Genomic DNA, 20,243 nt, shown 5'->3' on the forward strand with positions numbered 1-20,243 from the left:
TTTTAATTCACTTTATCCCTCTAATAGTTAATTTGAAGCTGTAGGTTGTACTTTAAGAACAACCTTTCCTCCTTTCTTTATGCTTTTTAGGGTAGAAATGACTAATTTGTGAATTTAAATTCTCTAGATGTAAGTACTATGTTAGATTATGGAAAATGGTTTGTTTATCGTATTATGTCGAAGATTTTAGATGAAAAATATTTTTGGAGTTAATTGACTATTTTTTTATGGGGAAAGAGGGTAATGAGACATAGTTGGAGAATAGTGGAAATCAGTAATAGTAAGGTTTAGCTGATTATTGAGTTTTCGTAAAAAAAATAAACTAATCTTCTTTTATGAAAAAAGATTAGTTTAACCTATAAAAAGGGCAATAGGTCTAAAGGTCAATTTTTTCTTTTAGGTTGTAAGAGGGACTTATTGTTCACCTAACTAATATTTAATTGTTATTCTTTATTCAGAAAAGATGGTAAATATTCATTCGATATTTTGTTGGGAAATTCAGAAATCAAGGCGAGTTAAAGAATTGACTATTGGCGATTGAACAATTAAGTGATAATAATATTATTTTTAACTAATTTATCGATAAATTTGAGGGGGAAGAAAGCCTTTTGACGTATCTGAATATATTTAACTAGTGTCTAGGTTTTAGTTGAAAATTCGCTTTTTTATAATGAAGTTATTTTTTGGAATTGTCGAAATTTGTCTAAATAGGATACAGGGTATTTCCATTATATTTTTGTTATAACAAATCAAGGGAAATTGGCGATTAGGGAGAGAGTTATAGGAGCACTTATTATGGCTAGCCATAATAAAAAAGCAGAATTAATTCTGCTTTTTTACAACAACATTGTTATCCAGGTCATGTGTAGAACGAATATCCCGCTATATAAGAACATAACGAAAGAAAGGACTACACGCCAAACATTTGTTAACCTTGTAGGGAAATTTGACTTCCATAATAACCAAACTAGACCAGATAAGATAACTTTTGTGCCGAGAATCATTAAGGGCGAAAGCGAACTCAACAGGGGATTTGCTTCTTCAATCCATTCGTTGCTGAGCCCCCAAGCTGTACATATGCCATCTATGAGATTCAACACCATAATGACCAACAACATTCGTTTTATATCAAACAAACGTTTCACTATACGTCACTCTCCGCTCGAATCGCAATCTCTCCTTTTATACTTATTCGCTAGATATAATTTTTCTTGTTACGAACATTCCATCTTTAGATAAGCTTTTACAAAATTGCTTATTTTATACTGCTTATATATCAAAATTAAATAAAGGGTAGTTTCCCAAAAAGAAAGAGCCCGTAAACGTTTGTACTCAACGTTTACGGGCTCTTAATAGAGGAAGCGATGCAACAGCCAACAGCCGAGCAGCTTCTGCCTAGAACTTGTCATTTTTTTTGCGTATGGTAAAACAAATCAAAAAAATTATACATTATTAGATATAAGATTTCTTCATTTTCACCTATTATTTGTATTTCTTATTATCTATATTCTGCTTGTGTGATGTTGAAATGGCAAAAACGAGCATAAGTGAAAAACTTTATAGCCGATCATATTTATTAATTTCGAAAACAGGGTATATGTAATATGTAATATAGGGGGAGTAAAGATGAAACTTGAATTCTTAAAAGTTGAAAAAATCGTAGAAACAGATAAAAATAAAATCATTTATATTCCGGCTGGGGGCATCCAGTTTGGATTTAAAAATAAGATCATTTCTTTAAAGGATCCATTACAAATTGGTATGACACATGGGGGCAGTTTCCTCAATGTTGTTCGCTACATCGATTTTGTAGTATATGATGACCTATCAATCTATACAACAGGTGAGATTAAGCGAGAGAGCTTATTTGGCATCGTAGCGAATGAAGAAGTGCTATTAGCCATCCATAAAGAGCTGACTAAAAGTTCCAAGGAAGTTCCGTCATTCAAGCCATTGGATGTTAAAGAAATTTTTAGCCGTGAATTTGAAGGTCCTCATAAACAGACGAGTTAAATTCGAGATTTATATAATACATATTTCTGAGCATTTTGTTGAGTAAAAATGATTAAAGAAACTGAAGCACCGTTTGGAAAAATATTTCCTTCGGTGCTCTTTTATGTTTTTTATTAAAGGATCATTATATTATTGAGAGCTATTTATTATTTGGTAATAAATGGTGTAAAATGTTCTGAGATAGATTTCTTTAAAGGGATGAGGGAATATTAATATTCAATTTTGGAAATTATTAATACTCAATAATCTGTTGTAATTTAAGATGAACTGAGCTTTCTCTAGCTAAGGAGCCAGTTTGTAAAATAGCAAGAATTGTGTTCAACGTAAGTAAGTATAGGTACTTTATTTCAATAAATTTATGAGTAACTTTTATGCAATTTTAAATTAGTTGGAACCTGTGAAAAAATAAAATGAGTGACCGTTTGTGCGATGGGACTAACTTCATCAATAAATTTTTCTGCGTTAGCAAACGTTTCAAACTGCATTTTAATCATGTAACAAGCATTCCCTGCAATCCGATAACAGAATTCTACGTTAGGAAGTTTCTCAATATAGCTCCTAAAAGACTTATAGTCACCATTCTTAACGGTTGCTTCTATTATACATTGGATCGGTAAACCTAATTTTTCATAATCGACCACTAGTGTGTTTTTCTTTATAATTCCAAATGACTCCATCTGTCTTATTCGTTCAGTTACTGATGGGGAAGACAGATTTATCCTTCTTCCAAGCTCGCTCATCGATAAACGACTGTTATTAAGTAGTTCATCTAATATTTTTCTATCAATTTCATCTATTTTCATTTTTAAAGTTTTCCCCCAGTAATCGTTAATTTTAAATGATATTTATTTGCTATTCGTTATGAATTTAATGTGATTTTGTTATTGTGTTTTCTATAATTAAAAATAACAAGGAGGGAGTTATATGGCAAGAATTATTGAATCTCAATTCGGGGAAACACCTTTTCAAAGACTATTAGGGCATAACAAGGATGTTATGGAGGAATGGAGTCAGCTAGGTGATGTGTTTGAAAAAGATGGACTACTAACATCTAAATTAAAGGAACAAGTAAGAAGAACATTAGCTCAAGGCAACGGATGTGAGTATTGTAAGGCCAAAGGAAAACCGAATCCAGTAAATTTTGAAGAAAAAACTTCTATTGCAGTAGGATTTGCAGAAGTCTTTTTAAAACAAAAGAGTGAAATAGATGAATCAAGTTTTAATGTTTTGAGAGAATGTTTCAGTGATGAGGAAATAAGTGAGTTGTGTGCATTTATTTCTTTTACGACTGCTTCACAATATTTTGGTGCAATGATGAAGTTAGAACCTGAAAATAACCAGTAGACTAAGGAGCAAATAAGAACATTTATGATACGTAATTCAAAAAATCAATATAAGGACTGTGCTGTTTGGGGAAGTCTTCAAGAAGATTATCTTAAGAATAATATTAGTTGAAATAATAGAGAGTTGACATTTTGATTAATCAGTGGATACTACTAGCAGGTGTATTTGGTGGATTGGGAATAGCACTATCATTATTTATTATTAAGGATGCCTTTGCGATATTTTACGGTTTGAATCTTGCCGGTTACTTACTAATAAATAGTCTTATCGTATTTATTCTTGCATTTATAGTTACTATTATAAAAAAGATAACAGTTTAAAAATGTGGATATATTCAATGCAGTATGGGTCTAAGATAGAGGAAAGAGGGGAAAACAGTGCCGTATTGTAAAGTTCGTCAGGCAGAGATTTATTATGAAGAAATAGGTGAAGGTAAACCTATTTTAATGATACACGGATTTACACCTGATCACAGACTAATGAGTGGTTGTATGGAGCCAATATTTACTTTAAGGGAAGGATGGCGGAGGATTTATATTGACCTACCTGGAATGGGGTTAACAAAGAATTATAACGAAATTAGTAGCTCTGAAGATATGTTAAGTACGCTTACTGATTTTATCGAAGCTGTACTTCCAAAACAAGAATACATAATTGTAGGAGAATCTTATGGTGGCTATTTAGCAAGCGGACTTATTAAAATGCAAAAGGAACGAATAATTGGAGCGGCATTTATTTGCCCTGTTATCATTCCTCAGCAAGACGTTAGAATGATTGAGAAACATAGAATATTAAGAAGAGATGATGAATTTATCAAAAAATTGTCGAAAGTAGAATTAGTCGACTTTAGCAGCAATCAAGTTGTACTGGATGAATATAACTGGATACGTTATAACAAAGAAATTTTAGCAGGTTGTAAGCTTGTAGATGAACAATTTTTGGCGAAGATTAAGAACAAATACGAATTTTCATTTAATGTTAATCGGACTATTTTTAACAGTCCCAGTTTATTTCTTTTAGGAAAACAAGATTCTTCTGTTGGTTACAAAGATGCAATTAACATAATGGATTATTATCCAAGAGGGTCATTTGCAATATTGGATATTGCAGGCCATAATTTACAAATTGAACAACCTCAACTATTTAGTTCTTTAGTAAACGAATGGTTAGATAGAACAGAGGAATTATTATAAGAATTTGAAAAAGAGCTTGTTCAGATGCAATTTTTTAGAAGTAGTTGTGCCATTCAAAAAAAAGAGCCTATTAACCAATGCTTATAGGCTTTTAGCAATGTCTCGACAGGGATTCTTGATTACCTGTAGAAAGGTTTGACTGATATGCAATGGAGTAAGACTAAATCATTACTTGAAAGTTTTCTCAGTAATAAGTTACAAGGAAGAATCAAAATATACGCAACTGTATATCGGAAATTTCATGATAGTCCAAGCAGAGTCTGGATTACATTTGATAACAAAGAAATTATTAGTGCATCTGATATTACTTATGAAAAAAAACACGAAGAATTGTATCATAAGATCAAAAAGGAAGAAAACCTAAAAGACATTCCATTCAACGAAAATTGGCATGTAATGTTCAATTCTCCTGAACGAAAAGAATTGTTAACAGCATCTGATAATGTAGAAAAATGGATGATAAACCAAAATATTTTTAACAGTTATCACTTTTATGGATCTTTTATGAAATATAGTTCTTTGACCATTGATGAAGCATTAAATTCCGAAAATATAATAAATAATACGGGCATATGCAATGCTGGATAGAAGGCTAGGCAAAAGAAGGATAAAAAAATTGAATTTTAACATCGAGGACACACATCCATTAATTTTAGACTTTTATAAAATACGATGTGACGTTGAAGGAATCTCATTAATAAACCAAGAGACTTTATCAAAATTATAAATAGAATCGTAATTGTAATATTTGTTGGGCTGCTTTTATTGATTTACTTTCATGAGTACAAAAATAATAGAAATAGGGAAGGAGTTTTTATAAAATGCCAATTACTCTAGTGCCAATTTTAGAATCAGAAAAAACTATTTTAAGAAATCTTTACTCATTGTATCTACATGATCTTTCAAAGTTCTCTTCAATGATTGACCTTGGAATAGACGGTTCTTTCAAATATGAAAGCCTGGATAAATTTTGGGACATTGAAGGAATTTCACCGTATTTTATTAAATTAGAGGAGAGTATTATAGGTTTTATATTACTATTGGAACGGCCATTTTTGACTGAGGAGAATGATTTAGGGATAAATGATTTTTTTATAATTAATAAGTACAAGGGTAAAGGAGTAGCAGCAAAAGCCGCAGTAAAATTATTTGAAGCGAAACAAGGACAATATTTTGTGATACAAGTTATTGAAAATAAACGTGCTGTTTCATTTTGGAGAAATTTATATATTGAATTAAATATTAAGATTAATGAAAGACAAGAATTAATTGATGGTGAGCAATGTTTAATTCAAACATTTAAGATATGATTCATTATACGTATCCCATCAAATATTACAGGGGCTAATAACGCACAATAATCCCATTGAAATAGGGGTAACAGATTTTAGGCTAGCGGTATAGGTAGTCGTCCCTTTTTAAAGATATCTATAGATAAATCCGACAACACAAACATAAAACGTAGATTTTCTCCGTCTGAACCTGCTGCACCTTCTCCATTATAATAACTAAACTTGCCCTCTCAAACTTTTCAGCCCTCAGCCCTTCGAAGGGGCTGAGGTGGAATTGGCTCCAATATTATGTGAGAGGTAGACCTCCAGGTTCGGGGATTTTACTTTATGATAGTATCAGAGTTGAAAAACCGAATACAAACGGTTTCAGTACTTCGCTTGGCACATTAACTTTAAATGTATAGAAATTGGCCCACCAAAGACCTTATTTTCACAAATGGATACGAGAATTGTTCGTTCATTAAAATCTAATTGTCTAAGTCAAAATCCTCTTTTGGAATAAAAACGCCACTGCATGTGTTCGATTTGACGTATTTGTTTTTGACATGACACTTTTAATATATTGTTTAATGGTCGTTTCACTAATTTCTAATAGGTGGGCGATTTGTTTTGAACTATAGCCAAACGCAACGCATTTCATGACCTCAAATTCTCTTTTGGATAGTTTGATTTCATTGTTTTCTACATAGCATGGATGATTAAATAACATTTCTCCTACTTGACTACTAAATAAATTTGCTTCCATTAATAATTGAGGGTCAAAGTTTTTATGAAAATGGGTACCCAAAAAGTATCCAACAACTACATGATTAAAAGTAATCGGTACAACCAAGAGTGAATTTTGGTTTTCAGCAATAATATATTTCCTTGGGATATTTAAATGAAAATCATTGCTTTCAAAATATTGCGCACTTTTCTTTTGGATTGCCTCAAAAATGGCTGGAATCGTAGTTACATCATCACGAATGGATGAAATGCATTTAAATTCATTTGTATTAGCACAGACAATACCTTCCGCTAAATGATCAATGGGAGAATATCGGAAAAGCATTGTTTCTTCTATTGAAAAGGTCGATAGGAAACATTCTATTATCATTTTAATTTTTTTATCTACGTTTTCTACGGAATTGATTTTAGCTAAGTTTTGTTCCCAATTATTCCTTTCAATCACCAAAAAGAGCACCCCTTTATATAAAAACGGTTTATTAGTTTTATATATGCTTCACATACTCCGAAAAATCATAAAAAATCCATTCTTCGCCCAAAAGTATATATTATTTTCCCTAAAAGTAGGAATATCTATTAAACCGAGCAGCGAATAAAATAAAAGTGTCTTAAATTTTTATATATGAAAAGGGAGGAATTAAAATGGCAAATTTAACTGAACAAGCAAAACAATATTTAGAGAGCTTTTACAGTGGGCCGAAAATGGAATCTTTTAATCCGGTGGAATTGAAGGCAATTATGGCACAATCTCCAGTACCCCCTCAAAATAATCTACCAAGCATTCATCAAACAGAAGATCGTTTTATTATTGCAAAAGATGGTGAAGAAATTAGACTTCGCATTTATACACCAGAAGGAGAGGGTCCCTTCCCGGCTCTTGTATACTATCACGGCGGTGGCTGGGTAATTGGTGCTGTTGAGATGTTTGAAGCTGCAAACCGATTGGTTGCCACAGAAGCTAATGCTGTTGTCGTATCGGTTGATTACCGTTTAGCACCGGAAAATCCATATCCAACACCAATTGAAGACTGTTACGCTGCACTTGAATGGGTAGCCGAACATGCAACGGATATCAATGTAGATCCAGCAAAAATTTCAGTTGGGGGCGATAGTGCAGGAGGAAATCTATCTACTGTTATTGCGAAAAAAGCATTGGATAATAAGGGGCCCGCAATCCAATCTCAAGTTCTTATTTATCCAGTAACGAACTTAGAATTTGACACAGATTCATATAATGAATTTGCTCAAGGGTTCGGACTTGATCGCGATCTTATGAAATGGTTTGGCATTCACTATGTTGGAAACGAAAAACTATACAATGAGCCAGATGTTTCTCCTTTAAAATATGATTCTGTAAAGGGATTACCTCCTGCAATTATTATTGCTGCAGAAAATGATGTGTTAAAAGACGAAGGGGTCGCTTATGCAGAAAAATTAAAACAAGACGGTGTGAACGTTCAGTATGAATTAATCCCAGGTGTTGTTCATGGTTATTACAGTAACATGGATTTCTTTGCGGATGAAACGAAACAAACGGCACAACTAATTGTCAATTTCATAAACAAAGTCGCACAAAAAGCTTAAAACGAGATTATGGGAATTCATGGAGGATAAAACTTCCTCATTTCCTTTATAAATAAGCATAAACAAAGGGGGATCATGCTTATGGCAAATCATGTTGATGCAATCGTTATTGGTGCTGGTTTTTCTGGAATTTATATGACGTATAAGTTACGGGAAGAAGGTTTCACGGTTAAAACCCTCGAAAAAGCAGCTGGTGTTGGTGGGGTATGGTTTTTAGCACGTTATCCAGGTGCTCGTTGCGACTCTGATAGTATTTATTACAATTACATTTTCTCAGAGGAACTATATAAAAAATGGTCATGGTCATCACGTTTTGCAGCTCAAGATGAAATTTTAAGCTATTTAAACTTTGTTGCTGATGAGTTAGACGTGAAAAAAGAAATGCAATTTAATACAGAAGTAAAGTCCGCTATTTGGGATGAGGATCAAACGAAGTGGCTTGTCATAACAGCACAAGGAGAAGAGTTTACAGCTACTTACTTGATTTCGGGCGTTGGATGTTTATCAACTTCAAGTATTCCAAATTTCCAAGGTCGCGAAAGCTTTAAAGGGGAGAGCTATCACACAGGTAATTGGCCACATACACCAGTAGACTTAAATGGGAAGCGTGTCGGCGTGATCGGGACAGGCTCAAGTGGTGTGCAATCAATTCCTGTAATTGCCGAAGAAGCGAAGGAAGTATATGTATTCCAACGTACCCCACAGTATTCCGTTCCAACACGGAATCGTCAATTTACAGAAGAAGAAATCGCTCAATTTAAAGAAGCGTTCTTAGATGCGCGAGAAATTATGTTAAATTCTCCTTCTGGATTACCCATTCCAAGATCGACAAGATCAGTAGTAGATACACCAGAAGAAGAGCGTGTCGCAATTTTAGAAGATGCTTGGGAAAAAGGAGGCATGATTTTAAATAATGCCTTCTATGATATTGTCATTGATCCAAAGTCAAATGAGTTGGTTTCGGAATTCCTTCGAGGCAAGATTCGTGAAAAAGTGAAAAAATCTGATGTAGTCGAACATCTGCTTCCATATTACTATTACTCAACGAAACGTCCAATTTTAGATACAAATTATCATGATACGTATAACCAGGACCATGTTACATTAGTGAACTTACGACAACAGCCAATTGAGTGTATTACAGAAAACGGTATACAGACTACAGAAAAAGAATATCCACTAGACATTATCGTATTTGCTACAGGTTACGATGCGATGACAGGTACTTTATTAAAACTTGATATTAGAGGACGCAATGGCGTATCGCTTCAGGAAAAATGGGAAAATGGGGCAAAAGTTGAAACATATTTAGGGCTTGGGCTAGCAGGATTTCCAAACTTCTTCACGATAACTGGTCCACAAAGTCCATCGGTTTTAACAAATGTACCAACAGCAATCGAACAACACGTGGAATGGATTTCGGATTGTCTGAACTATTTAAGAGAACACAATGTGAAAACAATTGAGCCAACAGTAGAAGCGGAAGTGCAGTGGAGTAAACAATGTACAGAGATTGCCAATGGTACATTATTTACTAAAACGGAATCCTGGTATACAGGTTCTAATATCGATGGGAAATCGCGTGACTTCTTAATTTACTTAAATGGATTGGATAATTATCGTCAACTTTGCAATGAAGTCGCTGAACATGGCTATAAAGGTTACCAATTACAGTACGAAGAAATTAAAGCATAAACAGGGGGAGTATGAATGGTGAATACTACTTTATTGATCAATGAAAAAGTGCAAGTGTTTCTGAAGGGTACTAAAGAAATGTTTATCGATGGGAAGTGGGTTCCTGCAGTTAATGGGACTCTATATGAATCCATTAATCCAACAACAAATGAAGTCTTAACGAAAATTTACGAAGGAGATGAACAAGACGTTGATCTTGCAGTAAAAGCAGCAAGACGTGCATTTGAAGGTGGATGGAAAAAAACGGCACCGAGAGAACGCGCTCGACTACTAAACAAATTAGCAGACCTAGTGGAAGAAAACTTGGAAGAAATTACACAACTGGATTCGCTTGAATACGGTGGGACACTCGCTGTAGCAGGTGGCTTTGCAAAAAATGCAGTCCATCATTTGCGTTATTATGCAGGTTGGGCAACAAAATTGTATGGACAGACAGTCGAATTAACGGGTGGCGGCAATATTCATGCGTATACAAAGCGTGAACCACTTGGTGTATGTGGACAAATTACTTCATGGAACTTCCCGGCATTAGTTGCATGCTGGAAATTAGCAGCCCCTCTTGCAGCAGGAAATACCGTTGTATTAAAGCCTGCCCAACAAACGTCTTTATCTACATTATATATTGGTAAGTTAGTAGAGCAAGCTGGATTCCCGCCTGGTGTTGTAAATATTGTAACGGGTGCAGGCGGTAAACTTGGTGAAGCCATTACATCTCATCCGGATATCGATAAAATTGGTTTTACTGGTTCGACGGTTGTCGGCAAACGGATTATGGAGAAAGCTTCGGATTCATTGAAAAAAATTACTCTTGAGCTAGGTGGTAAGTCACCAAATATTATTTTCGCAGATGCAGATTTAGATAAAGCAGTTCCTGGTGCCATTACTGCAATTCTGATGAATACCGGGCAAGTATGCGCGGCAGGATCACGACTATATGTAGAACGTTCTGTATATGACGAAGTAAAAGAAAAACTTGTGGAAATTGCTGAAAGCTTTGTTTTAGGTGATCCTTTAGATCCGAACGCTCAAATGGGACCACTCGTTTCAAAAGCACAAGTTGAAACAGTTGAAAAATATGTTGAGCAAGCAAAAAAAGATGGTGCCAATATCTTAACAGGTGGCAAACGCCCTGAAAATCCAGAATTAGAAAAAGGGAACTTCTATCTTCCTACTATTATCGAAGGACTAGATGAAAATTGCCAGGCCGTTTATGAAGAAATTTTTGGTCCAGTACTTTGCATCCTGCCATTTGATTCAATTGAAGAAGTAATAGGACGTGCCAATGCAACAGAATATGGACTGGCTTCTGGTGTATGGACAACAAACTTACAAACAGCGCACACAATGATTGAATCTTTAGATGCAGGTTCCGTTTGGGTCAACGAATATTATTTAACGGATGATAATATACCACTTACAGGATTTAAGCAAAGTGGGGTTGGTTCTGAACTGGGATTAGCAGGTATTGAAGCGTATACAAAAGTAAAAAGTGTTGCCATTAAATTAGGATAAGGGGTGTACACAAATGAAAGCATTAGTAATAGAGGGTGTAAAAAAAGCATTTGTTAAAGAGGTAGCAGACCCAACAATCGATGAAAATGGGGTCATCGTCAAAGTAAAAGCAAATGGTGTTTGTCGTAGTGACTGGCACTATTGGGCCGGGGACATTCCAATCACACAAAAAATATTAGGACATGAATTTACAGGGATAGTCGAAGAAGTAGGTAAAAATGTAAAGAACTTTAAAAAGGGCGATAACGTAATCGTACCATTCTCCGGCAGTGACGGTACTTGTCCATATTGCCAACAAGGTCATTCAAACCTTTGCAACACTTCATTTATTCCTGGTTCCACTTATGATGGCGGCTATGCGGAATATGTGGGAGTACCATTAGGAGATCGAAATATCATTCATTTACCAGAAGAAATTAGTTTCTTGGATGGTGCAGCATTAGGTTGTCGTTTAATGACTGCTTTCCATGGTATTGTTGATCGAGCAAATGTGGCGCCTGGTGAATGGGTAGTCGTTTATGGGTGTGGTGGTGTTGGGCTTAACGCTATTAATATCGCCTCATCCATTGGTGCTACGGTAATTGGCGTCGACATCAACCCTAAGAATTTAGAACTTGCAAAACAAATGGGTGCACACATTGTCATTAACAGTAAAGAAGTAGATCCAGTAGAAGCGGTAAGAGAAATTACTGGTGGTGGTGCGAACGTTTCAATTGATGCATTAGGTATTGCCGATACTTGTTTAAATGGAATCAATAGCCTGGCGAAACGAGGTCGTCATCTGCAAATAGGTGTAACGACAAAAGTGGAAGGCGGAAAAGTTGCTTTACCTATCGATCAAATGGTCATGCAAGAAATCCAATTTATCGGGACATTGGGAATGCCAAATCATCGTTTTGAATCGTTGCTTCCATTAGTTAAGCAAGGGAAAATTACACCGGGGAAAATGATCACTGCAGAAATTGCATTATCGGATGTAACGAATATATTCGAGGAAATGAGTAATTTTAATACAACGGGAACGTATATTGTAACGGAATTTAGTAATAGTGCTGTAAGAGTATAAAAAATTGACTGCTGATATTAAGGATTACGCATTATTTTTGTTCTTTTAATAAACAAAAAGGAAGGAACCTGTATTCAGGATTCTTCCTTTTTAAGCATTCTGTAACACTTAACACTGATAAGCCTTTCTTATATACAGATGAATTACGGCTATAAAAAAGGTTCAGCTCACTACATTATTTTGTAATTGTTTTGTAACAAATGTAATAGTAAAGCGCTAATTTAATAAGCTTAAAATCTGTCAATAGTTTTTCAGTGGTAGTATAATTTTAGACTGGATGATTTTATGAAATTATTAGTTATTAAACCTTTGATTTAACGGAGTTTAGTAGTGAATTGTTACTCCTCCCAGTTTATGGGCCCTTTATTACAACTTTTGTACTGTAACATTGGTGTTGTAGAGGAGGAATACAAAATGAATAAAAAATGGTTAGCAACATCATTATGTGTAGCGACATTATTTGCAACATCTATTACTGCAGCAGATGCAGCAAGTTTAAATATAGAGGTGAAGAGTGTTTCAAATCCTCAAAATGCCCAAGTTATTAAAGGGGATAACATTCAAGGCTTTGGTTTAAAAATAATCGATCCAATCGCCTTATCAAATGGAGAGTTCGATTTAAATAAATTTAAAGGTTTAATTAACAAAACGATTAATAACTCAAAAGATAATAAAGTAATTGAAGGCAAAGTAGTGCATAAAGAAAAGGCTACAACTAATAAAGAAAACACTAATACTAATAAAGAAACACAAAAAGAATCTACTAATAAAAAAGTAGAAAAAGAGGTTAAGGCACCTCAAACACCGGCAAAAGAAAAAGCTACTCCGGTTACAAATAACAATAATACAAAAGCACCTTCAAACTCGAAAAACCAACAAGTAGAGGCACCTGTAAAAACACCTTCTAACAATGTTAGTCAATCGGTTTCTGAATTCGAGAAACAAGTAATAGACTTAACAAATGCAGAACGTGCAAAAGAAGGACTAAAACCGCTTGAAATGCATTCTCCTTTAATGGAAGTAGCTCAGGCAAAATCAGAAGATATGGCGAAAAATAATTATTTTTCACATACTAGCCCAACTTACGGAAGCCCATTTGATCAAATTAAATCTGCAGGAATTTCATACCGTTCTGCCGGTGAAAATATTGCACAAGGTCAAAGAACACCACAACAAGTGGTACAAGCCTGGATGGAATCACCAGGACACCGTCAAAACATCATGAATGCAAATTACACGCATATTGGTGTAGGTTTTGTTGAAAATGGTTACTATTGGACACAACAATTTATTCAACTTTAAACATAAATTACTTTTATTTAGGCTACTTGGCGACCAAATTATTTTGGCGTTGAGTAGTCTAACTTCGTATTAAGGATACCACCAACCGACTTATTACTTCATATAGTTTATTTTTACATAATGAAATTCTCTCGATTTAGATTTGATTGACAATAAAATTAATACATAACAAATGAGATTTTTTAAATCAGCACAAAAAATTGTACCAAAAGTATAAATAAGCGATGTATTATAGATACCTGTAATACCCCTTTTATTATGTGTTATACAGACTTTTTGATTGATTGCTTAAAGGATTAGAGCGCATAACTAATGTAAACCAGACGGCAAACCCCAAATAAACTAATGTCAAAATAGCGAATATGAATTGAAACTGCTCTGCCAACTGCCGGATTAGGGCAAAAAAGACAACGACGCAATGCATCAGATTTCCTAATATGACAGGTTTGTTATAGATGCCACCGATCAGGGCAGAACGTGTAAACCAATTTAACATTGCAAACCCTAAATATAGTCCTCCGATAATTTGCAGCAGAATTAGAGTAATAGGTAAAGGGTCAATCCCTAATATATTTGAAATTTCTTCAGGAATAAAGGTTCCTGCCAACCCCGACAAACCCATCAATACAGCGCTACTACTCAAAAGCCATTTCGTTTTCATTTTATTTCTCCTTTTTATGAATTTTCTGACCAGCAACTAGAGAATTTTAACAAGGTAAGTGTTACTTCAAACCGATAAAAACCGTGAGTCCAGTCCAAAGTAATGTAACAGGCTATCATTAAATGGCATACAAGAAATATAAAATTGCCTCAGTTTAGGTAATCGATGAAAGTTATAGACATTTTGGCTGTAACATCTAATATTCATTTAAAAGAGGTTTTATCCATAAAAGTATTTCTCCTCAAAACAGTAGTTTATTATATTCGACTAACCTCACTTTTACCTTTAAGTAAAGGCTAGCATCAACAAATTTTATCGTTCATTAATTATGAAAAAGAACAGGTTAATAATTACTGTTTTATAAACAAGTAAGCAGTTAGGACGTTCAGATGGTGAGTCTATATTATTAATGTAAAATCATTTTTTAATTCTAAATAACTATTTTAAGTTATAGATAAAGGAGATTCGACATCACAGGCCGTATAAAACGTGGTGACATTGTATTGTTCTGGACTATTGGTGCAGGTCACGAAATGGTAGCAATGTTATTTAAATATTAATATGACAAATTTTTAAGGCGACAATCCTATTGAGCTATTGGGTTGCCGCTTTTTTGACCTTTACTAAAGAATGTTGGAAAAAGATAAGGGAGCTTCTAAATTGTTAATGCTTGTTCGAATAGCTAAAAAAGAATTAGCTTAAATAGTTTGAATGAAAAAAATATCGGGCAACTAATGAGTAAGATGACAAATTCAAATATAAAGGAGCCATTAATTATGACACAAACTAATTATAATAATGTATCGACAACATCTGAAAACGATAATAACGGAAAGCTTTTAAGAGGCATGGTGATAGGGGCGGTTATTGGTGGTGCTCTCTCAATGCTTGACTCAAACACAAGAAACAAAGTAACGGAGACGACCAAAAATATGAAAGATTCGACAATGGATATGTACAGTCAAGTCAAAAACAATCCTTCAGAAGTGAAGGATGACTTGCAAGAGCGGTTGAAATCCGCTTCTTCCGTATTAAAAGAAGCAATAAGTGATGCTCAAAATCTTTATGAAAAAGTAAATGAGAACATTATTCTCCCAGTTACTATGGTAAAGGAAGAGTCAAGTGAAATTCTTTCCCATGCCAAAGAAGCTACAACTGATTTAAAAGACATCGGCGGGAAAGTGAAAGAAGTCGGCGAAGAAGTGAAGGGTGGCAGTAATGGGTAAAGTCAAGGTGCTTAAAATTAAGGGGCTTCCATACCTAATTCAATAGTGTTTAATTACTATCACTGATATGAAGAGCGAAAATAGTGCACTTTTCTAAGCATGTTCATTTAGTGAAAAAATAATCTAAGTACAATGATTTTGAAACAAAGAATCTTCAACATCTGGGCACTTTCTTAAAGGAAAGTGTCTTTTCCTGTTTAAAGAGGAGGCTTTCGGAATAAGGGTTTTATTTATAATAGATATTTTTATCATGGATTAAATGCTTTTGTTCAATTGCTACTCTAATCATTAGAACTAATTCTGTAAATCCATTCTTTTCTACACATATTTTGTATTCAATTAAATGGCCAGATAGTCAGGTAACTGCTTTAATTTTTCATCTTCTCTTTAGCACATAAATCCACTTTTTTGTGGAAGGCTATTTTCATGTGGAGGTGTAGAGATGGGAAAAAAAACGTCGGGTGCAAACGACGAAACTGCAAATCTTACCTGGTGGCAATTATCTCTTATTGGAGTAGGTTGCACCATTGGAACAGGGTTTTTTCTTGCCTCAAGTATAGCAATTAAAATGACAGGTCCTTCTGTTATCTTAGCCTTTATAATGGCTGCTACTGCAACATATATTGTTTTTGAGGCTCTTGCTAAAATGAATGCAGCAGATCCACAGAAAGGGTCTTTTCGTACCTATGCAAAAAAAGCATATGGACGTTGGGCAGGATTTAGCAGTGGGTGGGTGTACTGGTGTTCAGAAATGTTAATTATTGGAAGTCAACTCACCGCAATTTCATTATTAACAAAGTTTTGGTTTCCTAATATTAAATTGTGGATATTCGCAGCCATTTATGCAGTTCTCGGTCTCCTAGTTCTTTTTATTGGAGCCAAAGCATTTGGGAAATTGGAAAGCGTATTTGCTGTAATGAAAATTGCAGCTATTTTTATGTTTATTGTAATTGCAATTTTAGCGTTGACAGGGGTTATTGGCGGAAATTCGACTCCTGATATCCCCCGTTCTGCAAATGAATTTTTCCCGAAAGGCTTGATTGGATTTTGGAGCGCTCTTATATTCGCGTTTTATGCCCATGGAGGGATCGAAGTAATGAGCATAATGGCGATCCATCTTAAAAATAAAGAGGATGCGCCTAAATCAGGTAAAGTTATGTTAGGGCTGCTTGGAATCATTTATGTGATTGCGCTTACGTTGGCACTATTACTGAAAACATATGATAAGTTCAGGGAGAACAAGAGCCCGTTTGTCGAAGCTTTATCAGGTGTCCATAATATTGATTTTTTCCCGCATGTATTTATAGCAGCTATTATTATTGCAGGGTTTTCAACAATGTCTGCATCCCTGTTTTCGGTTACTACAATACTTGTGACAATATCAGAAGACGGAGATGCTCCTAAAATCTTCAGTAAACAAAAGAAAAAGAAGCTCAAAATGCCATTACCTGCAATTGCTTTAACATCAACGGGGCTTGTACTTTCTATCGTTACCTCTTTATTACTGCCGGATAAAGTGTACGAATATATAACGACTGCTGCGGCACTAATGCTACTTTACAACTGGCTTTTTATTTTAATCATGTCCCAGCGGTTAATTGAAACGACCACAACCGATAAAGTGAAAAGAATTATTGGAATTATACTAATCGGTTTAGCAGTAAGTGGAACTCTTTTTCATCATACAAGTCGTCCAGGTTTTTTTATCAGTTTAGTTTTTCTGGCAGTTATCGGTAGTATAGTCTTTTTTATGCGAAAAAGATGGAAGAAGGAAGAACCTCAAAATAATGCGTTATAAGCTTGAATCCCAAAATAAATACCGAACCCGATCATTGCAAGGGAAGAGATGATGGAAATAATATTTAAGAACCCGGTTGATAATAATCTGCGGGCTCCACTGGATATAGTGGCCATTATCGTATCCCACAGGATAATTCCAAGGATGATGGCAAGGCTATTAATAAATATTTGGTTATCTGTACTGACTTTGTTTGTTTCCGCAAGAACCGAACCATAGATTCCCAGCCAAAAAAGGATAGTAAGCGGATTCAATAGTGACATGAGAAAACCAGTTAATAAGGAATGTCTTAGACGATTAGTTTTTTTGTTTGTTTTTAACGCTGTCTCAATTTTATGTAGAGATAGTAAATTCTCTATACCGGAATATATAAGTACAAAACATCCAAATGACCAGAGAAATACTTTAACTGGTGAGTATTCAATAACTTGGCCAATCCCGAAATAAACCATTATCATGTACAAAATATCCGCTGTTAAAGCGCCAATGCCAAAAATTAGAGCATGAAAAAAACCGTTTTTAATCCCTGTATCTAGCTGCGCTGCGTTGACAGGACCAATAGGCGCAGCTAAAGATACACCTAAAAAAATGTAAGCAGCTATTGAGTTCAAAAATAGCCCTCCTTAAAATGATGTCTTCGCATTTTATTCAAAGAGAGCGACTCGTACAACTATATATAAGAATTTCTTTCAAAGAATTGTATTTCAATAACATCAGGGTTTACGTGAATTTTTACTTCTAATATTTTTTATTTAGCAGACCCTTAATAGATATATCAATCGTCAGTTATATAGAGTACTTTTTGAAGGACTAAGTAGCCCTTTACCAGTTATAAGGTAAAGGGCTACTTAGAATACATAATGTTGAAGAATATTAAATGTCACTTTTGAATTTTGGACTTACGATTATAAGTGTTGTGGTGAAAGGGAAAAATACAATCTCCCTTAAAGGGAGACTGTATTAGTAATATTATTTATTATTATTGTTATTGTTGTTGTTGTTGTTGTTGTTTTTCTTATTAAAGTTAGTGTTGTTGTTATTGTTGTTACGGTTAATTTGATTTTGATCATTCAAATTGTCGAAGTTGAAATCTTCACCGAATTCAAATTCATTATTATTGTTCTTATTGTTATTGTTATTGTTATTACGCTGACGTTTAATATTAAGGTTATTATTTTCCACAGCTGCTCACCTCCTTAACAAAAGTTAGAATGGCTTAAACTGCTAGGAAAAATACTCGATATTCAGTTGAAAGTTTTTCCTTCAGCCAGATAAATTCAAAATTAAAGCTCTTTATTACAAGTTAAATCCAGCGGAATAATCGATTCTAATTTTTGCAGCAAATATACAAACGTAAAGTACGTATACAAACAAGTGTTCATGTATAGAATAGATAGAGATAAAACTTTATGACGATATCTAACGAAAATCACTTACAAATAGGTGAAGAAAAACGATGGGGGGAAATTAAGTTGAGAAAGAAACTGAGTAAAGCGATTCAACTTAACCATATCAAAGAAATTATTTATATAAACAAAATTGATTTGGCGGTAAAGAACAATCTTATTTTTCCACCTAAACGAACAATATATCCAGCTATCAGTAAAGCGAGTGGACTAAATGCATAAAGAATTCATGAAGCTTAGCGATGATATTCACCGGTACATCGTATTGGAATTATTTTTAAAAACACTGGAGCGCGATAGAGATTGCATATCCGAACTAAAAATGAAGGACGTCTTGGAAGAATGGTATGATGCCAAAATCAATGAAACATTTCATGAATTTAAAAAGTTAAGGGATTTTTTATATAAGCAAGGGTGTAAAATTGAAAAGCAAAAATCTGATGACTTTATGACCTACTATTTTATATTGTTTAGGGGATACGATGAAACAAGAAGCTATGGGAACATTGCTTTACGAAACTGGGTGAGCGAGGAAATGAAACGTATATTAGGAATGAAGTATCTAACACCAGCAGATAAAAAATAAATTTTATCGCCATAAGGATTCTAATATTTTAATAAAGCTATATTTTTACGGAATTCCAGATATACTAGGGAAGCTGCATTAGTTGTTTATTTTTAAAATTACAAATTTAAGTTGCTTCAAAATCAGATGATTGGCAAATGAAACCTCCTAGATATTTTACATAAATAATGAACCATCACACATTCTATATAGAGGAGGTGTGAATATGGGGAAGAAAGTTTCGAAGGCGAATCATGGAAAGACAGGAGTCGAACTAATAAGTGAAGCATTTGGCATGTCAAAAAACGATAGCGAAGCATTATTAGCACAGGCATCTGAAGTTCAAACTACGGATATTCCTTTACAGAAAGATGATGTATATGCAAGGGATAGTACTACAACTACTTTGAACAACTTACATGAAGATAATACATCCGCCATTTTAGATCGAAATGGGCCGAGGTAATTATTGTAAGTGAATCAATTGAGACTTAAGGCAATTCTCCCTTTAGAGTAAGTATATAACTATACACTTTCTTAAACTAAGAGCTGGTGCTTTTAGTTTAAGGAAGTTATTATTTTAAAATCAGTCGAACTTAAATTCATATAATGAAATAATGGAGTACCAACTCCGCACACCAGATTAAAAAGCAGGCATACTCAGCATGTCTGCTTTTTGTGATGCATGAAATCCATTTGAGCCCGAGCAGCTAAAAATATAATTAAACTGCTAAAAAGGAATTACATCGATTTTCCACAAAACCAACTAATAGAAGCTAATCGTTATTCCACAATTGGGAGCAATTCGTTACCGCACCTCAAGAGTAGTTTTTACTCTAACTTTTGGGGTGCGTACCATC

21 protein-coding genes and 1 pseudogene are annotated in these 20,243 nt (G+C 34.3%); 16 read left to right on the plus strand and 6 right to left on the minus strand.

The genetic code is table 11. The features are described 5' to 3' along the window. Window positions 1-836: 836 nt before the first annotated feature. Window positions 837-1,118, minus strand: a complete 282-nt coding sequence (locus CBM15_RS19675; protein WP_420820142.1) for a DUF5658 family protein — start codon at window positions 1,116-1,118, stop codon at window positions 837-839. Between the two features lie 508 nt (window positions 1,119-1,626). Between CBM15_RS19675 and CBM15_RS06780 the strand changes: the two genes are divergently transcribed. Further along, window positions 1,627-2,013, plus strand: coding sequence for a molecular chaperone (locus CBM15_RS06780; RefSeq protein ID WP_087616506.1), 387 nt, complete (start codon window positions 1,627-1,629; stop codon window positions 2,011-2,013). Between the two features lie 356 nt (window positions 2,014-2,369). On the opposite strand, the gene CBM15_RS06785 is transcribed toward CBM15_RS06780, so the two are convergent. Next, window positions 2,370-2,816 carry an Lrp/AsnC family transcriptional regulator gene (locus CBM15_RS06785; RefSeq protein WP_087616508.1) on the minus strand — a complete coding sequence of 149 codons (447 nt, stop codon included), beginning with the start codon at window positions 2,814-2,816 and terminating at the stop codon, window positions 2,370-2,372. A 121-nt stretch (window positions 2,817-2,937) separates the two neighbouring features. Here CBM15_RS06785 and CBM15_RS06790 point away from each other — a divergent pair, with 121 nt between their 5' ends. The 5 genes and pseudogenes from CBM15_RS06790 (at window position 2,938) to CBM15_RS06810 (ending at window position 5,860) form a co-directional block, all read left to right on the plus strand. Continuing rightward, entirely contained in the window at window positions 2,938-3,357 is a 420-nt protein-coding gene (locus tag CBM15_RS06790) for a carboxymuconolactone decarboxylase family protein (RefSeq protein WP_087616510.1), read from the plus strand. A gap of 131 nt (window positions 3,358-3,488) precedes the next feature. Continuing rightward, window positions 3,489-3,677, plus strand: a complete 189-nt coding sequence (locus CBM15_RS06795; protein WP_239534677.1) for a hypothetical protein — start codon at window positions 3,489-3,491, stop codon at window positions 3,675-3,677. A 57-nt stretch (window positions 3,678-3,734) separates the two neighbouring features. Continuing rightward, on the plus strand, window positions 3,735-4,550 hold the full coding sequence (locus CBM15_RS06800; protein WP_087616513.1) for an alpha/beta fold hydrolase: 816 nt from the start codon (window positions 3,735-3,737) through the stop codon (window positions 4,548-4,550). Window positions 4,551-4,694: 144 nt separating this feature from the next. Further along, window positions 4,695-5,277, plus strand: a pseudogene (locus tag CBM15_RS06805) (SF0329 family protein). 94 nt (window positions 5,278-5,371) lie between these two features. After that, complete coding sequence (locus CBM15_RS06810; RefSeq protein ID WP_087616515.1) at window positions 5,372-5,860, plus strand: GNAT family N-acetyltransferase; 489 nt, start codon at window positions 5,372-5,374, stop codon at window positions 5,858-5,860. Window positions 5,861-6,317: 457 nt separating this feature from the next. Here CBM15_RS06810 and CBM15_RS06815 read toward each other — a convergent pair whose 3' ends face one another. Next, entirely contained in the window at window positions 6,318-7,013 is a 696-nt protein-coding gene (locus CBM15_RS06815) for a response regulator transcription factor (protein WP_239835827.1), read from the minus strand. Window positions 7,014-7,210: 197 nt separating this feature from the next. Here CBM15_RS06815 and CBM15_RS06820 point away from each other — a divergent pair, with 197 nt between their 5' ends. The 5 genes from CBM15_RS06820 (at window position 7,211) to CBM15_RS06840 (ending at window position 13,727) form a co-directional block, all read left to right on the plus strand. Then, window positions 7,211-8,152 (plus strand): alpha/beta hydrolase, encoded by a 942-nt coding sequence (locus CBM15_RS06820; protein ID WP_087616520.1) that lies wholly within the window; start codon window positions 7,211-7,213, stop codon window positions 8,150-8,152. Window positions 8,153-8,233: 81 nt separating this feature from the next. Further along, on the plus strand, window positions 8,234-9,847 hold the full coding sequence (locus CBM15_RS06825) for a flavin-containing monooxygenase (protein ID WP_087616523.1): 1,614 nt from the start codon (window positions 8,234-8,236) through the stop codon (window positions 9,845-9,847). Window positions 9,848-9,862: 15 nt separating this feature from the next. Continuing rightward, window positions 9,863-11,359 (plus strand): aldehyde dehydrogenase family protein, encoded by a 1,497-nt coding sequence (locus CBM15_RS06830; RefSeq protein WP_087616525.1) that lies wholly within the window; start codon window positions 9,863-9,865, stop codon window positions 11,357-11,359. 13 nt (window positions 11,360-11,372) lie between these two features. Next, entirely contained in the window at window positions 11,373-12,425 is a 1,053-nt protein-coding gene (locus CBM15_RS06835; protein WP_087616528.1) for a zinc-binding dehydrogenase, read from the plus strand. A 414-nt stretch (window positions 12,426-12,839) separates the two neighbouring features. Further along, window positions 12,840-13,727, plus strand: a complete 888-nt coding sequence (locus tag CBM15_RS06840) for a CAP domain-containing protein (protein WP_087616530.1) — start codon at window positions 12,840-12,842, stop codon at window positions 13,725-13,727. 256 nt (window positions 13,728-13,983) lie between these two features. On the opposite strand, the gene CBM15_RS06845 is transcribed toward CBM15_RS06840, so the two are convergent. Further along, the gene (locus CBM15_RS06845) at window positions 13,984-14,388 is read right to left on the minus strand and encodes a multidrug DMT transporter permease (RefSeq protein ID WP_087616532.1); all 405 of its coding nucleotides are present in this window, start codon (window positions 14,386-14,388) and stop codon (window positions 13,984-13,986) included. Window positions 14,389-15,164: 776 nt separating this feature from the next. Between CBM15_RS06845 and CBM15_RS06850 the strand changes: the two genes are divergently transcribed. Both CBM15_RS06850 and CBM15_RS06855 read left to right on the plus strand, forming a co-directional pair. After that, a complete protein-coding gene (locus CBM15_RS06850; protein WP_087616534.1) occupies window positions 15,165-15,614 on the plus strand; it encodes a YtxH domain-containing protein in 450 nt (149 codons plus the stop codon). 442 nt (window positions 15,615-16,056) lie between these two features. After that, window positions 16,057-17,412 (plus strand): amino acid permease, encoded by a 1,356-nt coding sequence (locus tag CBM15_RS06855; RefSeq protein ID WP_087616536.1) that lies wholly within the window; start codon window positions 16,057-16,059, stop codon window positions 17,410-17,412. On the opposite strand, the gene CBM15_RS06860 is transcribed toward CBM15_RS06855, so the two are convergent. Both CBM15_RS06860 and CBM15_RS06865 read right to left on the minus strand, forming a co-directional pair. Then, window positions 17,394-18,023 (minus strand): LysE family transporter, encoded by a 630-nt coding sequence (locus CBM15_RS06860; RefSeq protein WP_087616538.1) that lies wholly within the window; start codon window positions 18,021-18,023, stop codon window positions 17,394-17,396. The genes CBM15_RS06855 and CBM15_RS06860 overlap by 19 nt on opposite strands. 358 nt (window positions 18,024-18,381) lie before the next feature. Then, on the minus strand, window positions 18,382-18,594 hold the full coding sequence (locus CBM15_RS06865) for a histidinol-phosphatase (protein WP_087616540.1): 213 nt from the start codon (window positions 18,592-18,594) through the stop codon (window positions 18,382-18,384). Window positions 18,595-18,884: 290 nt separating this feature from the next. Between CBM15_RS06865 and CBM15_RS19245 the strand changes: the two genes are divergently transcribed. From CBM15_RS19245 to CBM15_RS06880, 3 genes are all read left to right on the plus strand, one after another. Further along, window positions 18,885-19,040 carry a hypothetical protein gene (locus CBM15_RS19245; RefSeq protein WP_158100190.1) on the plus strand — a complete coding sequence of 52 codons (156 nt, stop codon included), beginning with the start codon at window positions 18,885-18,887 and terminating at the stop codon, window positions 19,038-19,040. Beyond that, complete coding sequence (locus CBM15_RS06875; protein WP_087616544.1) at window positions 19,033-19,404, plus strand: YhjD family protein; 372 nt, start codon at window positions 19,033-19,035, stop codon at window positions 19,402-19,404. The genes CBM15_RS19245 and CBM15_RS06875 overlap by 8 nt, the downstream gene beginning before the upstream one ends. Before the next feature lie 205 nt (window positions 19,405-19,609). Beyond that, entirely contained in the window at window positions 19,610-19,849 is a 240-nt protein-coding gene (locus CBM15_RS06880) for a cAMP-binding protein (RefSeq protein WP_065215824.1), read from the plus strand. The last annotated feature ends 394 nt before the right edge of the window (window positions 19,850-20,243 follow it).

The organism is Solibacillus kalamii (genome assembly GCF_002174535.1).
Classification (GTDB): Bacteria; Bacillota; Bacilli; order Bacillales_A; family Planococcaceae; genus Solibacillus; species Solibacillus silvestris.

What these genes read in the sequence shown, in the direction of transcription:
- CBM15_RS19675 (WP_420820142.1), bottom strand. Translation starts at nt 1,118, where the DNA reads ATGTTGTTGGTCATTATGGTGTTGAATCTCATAGATGGCATATGTACA.
- CBM15_RS06780 (WP_087616506.1), top strand. Translation starts at nt 1,627, where the DNA reads ATGAAACTTGAATTCTTAAAAGTTGAAAAAATCGTAGAAACAGATAAA.
- CBM15_RS06785 (WP_087616508.1), bottom strand. Translation starts at nt 2,816, where the DNA reads ATGAAAATAGATGAAATTGATAGAAAAATATTAGATGAACTACTTAAT.
- CBM15_RS06790 (WP_087616510.1), top strand. Translation starts at nt 2,938, where the DNA reads ATGGCAAGAATTATTGAATCTCAATTCGGGGAAACACCTTTTCAAAGA.
- CBM15_RS06810 (WP_087616515.1), top strand. Translation starts at nt 5,372, where the DNA reads ATGCCAATTACTCTAGTGCCAATTTTAGAATCAGAAAAAACTATTTTA.
- CBM15_RS06820 (WP_087616520.1), top strand. Translation starts at nt 7,211, where the DNA reads ATGGCAAATTTAACTGAACAAGCAAAACAATATTTAGAGAGCTTTTAC.
- CBM15_RS06825 (WP_087616523.1), top strand. Translation starts at nt 8,234, where the DNA reads ATGGCAAATCATGTTGATGCAATCGTTATTGGTGCTGGTTTTTCTGGA.
- CBM15_RS06830 (WP_087616525.1), top strand. Translation starts at nt 9,863, where the DNA reads ATGGTGAATACTACTTTATTGATCAATGAAAAAGTGCAAGTGTTTCTG.
- CBM15_RS06835 (WP_087616528.1), top strand. Translation starts at nt 11,373, where the DNA reads ATGAAAGCATTAGTAATAGAGGGTGTAAAAAAAGCATTTGTTAAAGAG.
- CBM15_RS06840 (WP_087616530.1), top strand. Translation starts at nt 12,840, where the DNA reads ATGAATAAAAAATGGTTAGCAACATCATTATGTGTAGCGACATTATTT.
- CBM15_RS06845 (WP_087616532.1), bottom strand. Translation starts at nt 14,388, where the DNA reads ATGAAAACGAAATGGCTTTTGAGTAGTAGCGCTGTATTGATGGGTTTG.
- CBM15_RS06850 (WP_087616534.1), top strand. Translation starts at nt 15,165, where the DNA reads ATGACACAAACTAATTATAATAATGTATCGACAACATCTGAAAACGAT.
- CBM15_RS06855 (WP_087616536.1), top strand. Translation starts at nt 16,057, where the DNA reads ATGGGAAAAAAAACGTCGGGTGCAAACGACGAAACTGCAAATCTTACC.
- CBM15_RS06875 (WP_087616544.1), top strand. Translation starts at nt 19,033, where the DNA reads ATGCATAAAGAATTCATGAAGCTTAGCGATGATATTCACCGGTACATC.
- CBM15_RS06880 (WP_065215824.1), top strand. Translation starts at nt 19,610, where the DNA reads ATGGGGAAGAAAGTTTCGAAGGCGAATCATGGAAAGACAGGAGTCGAA.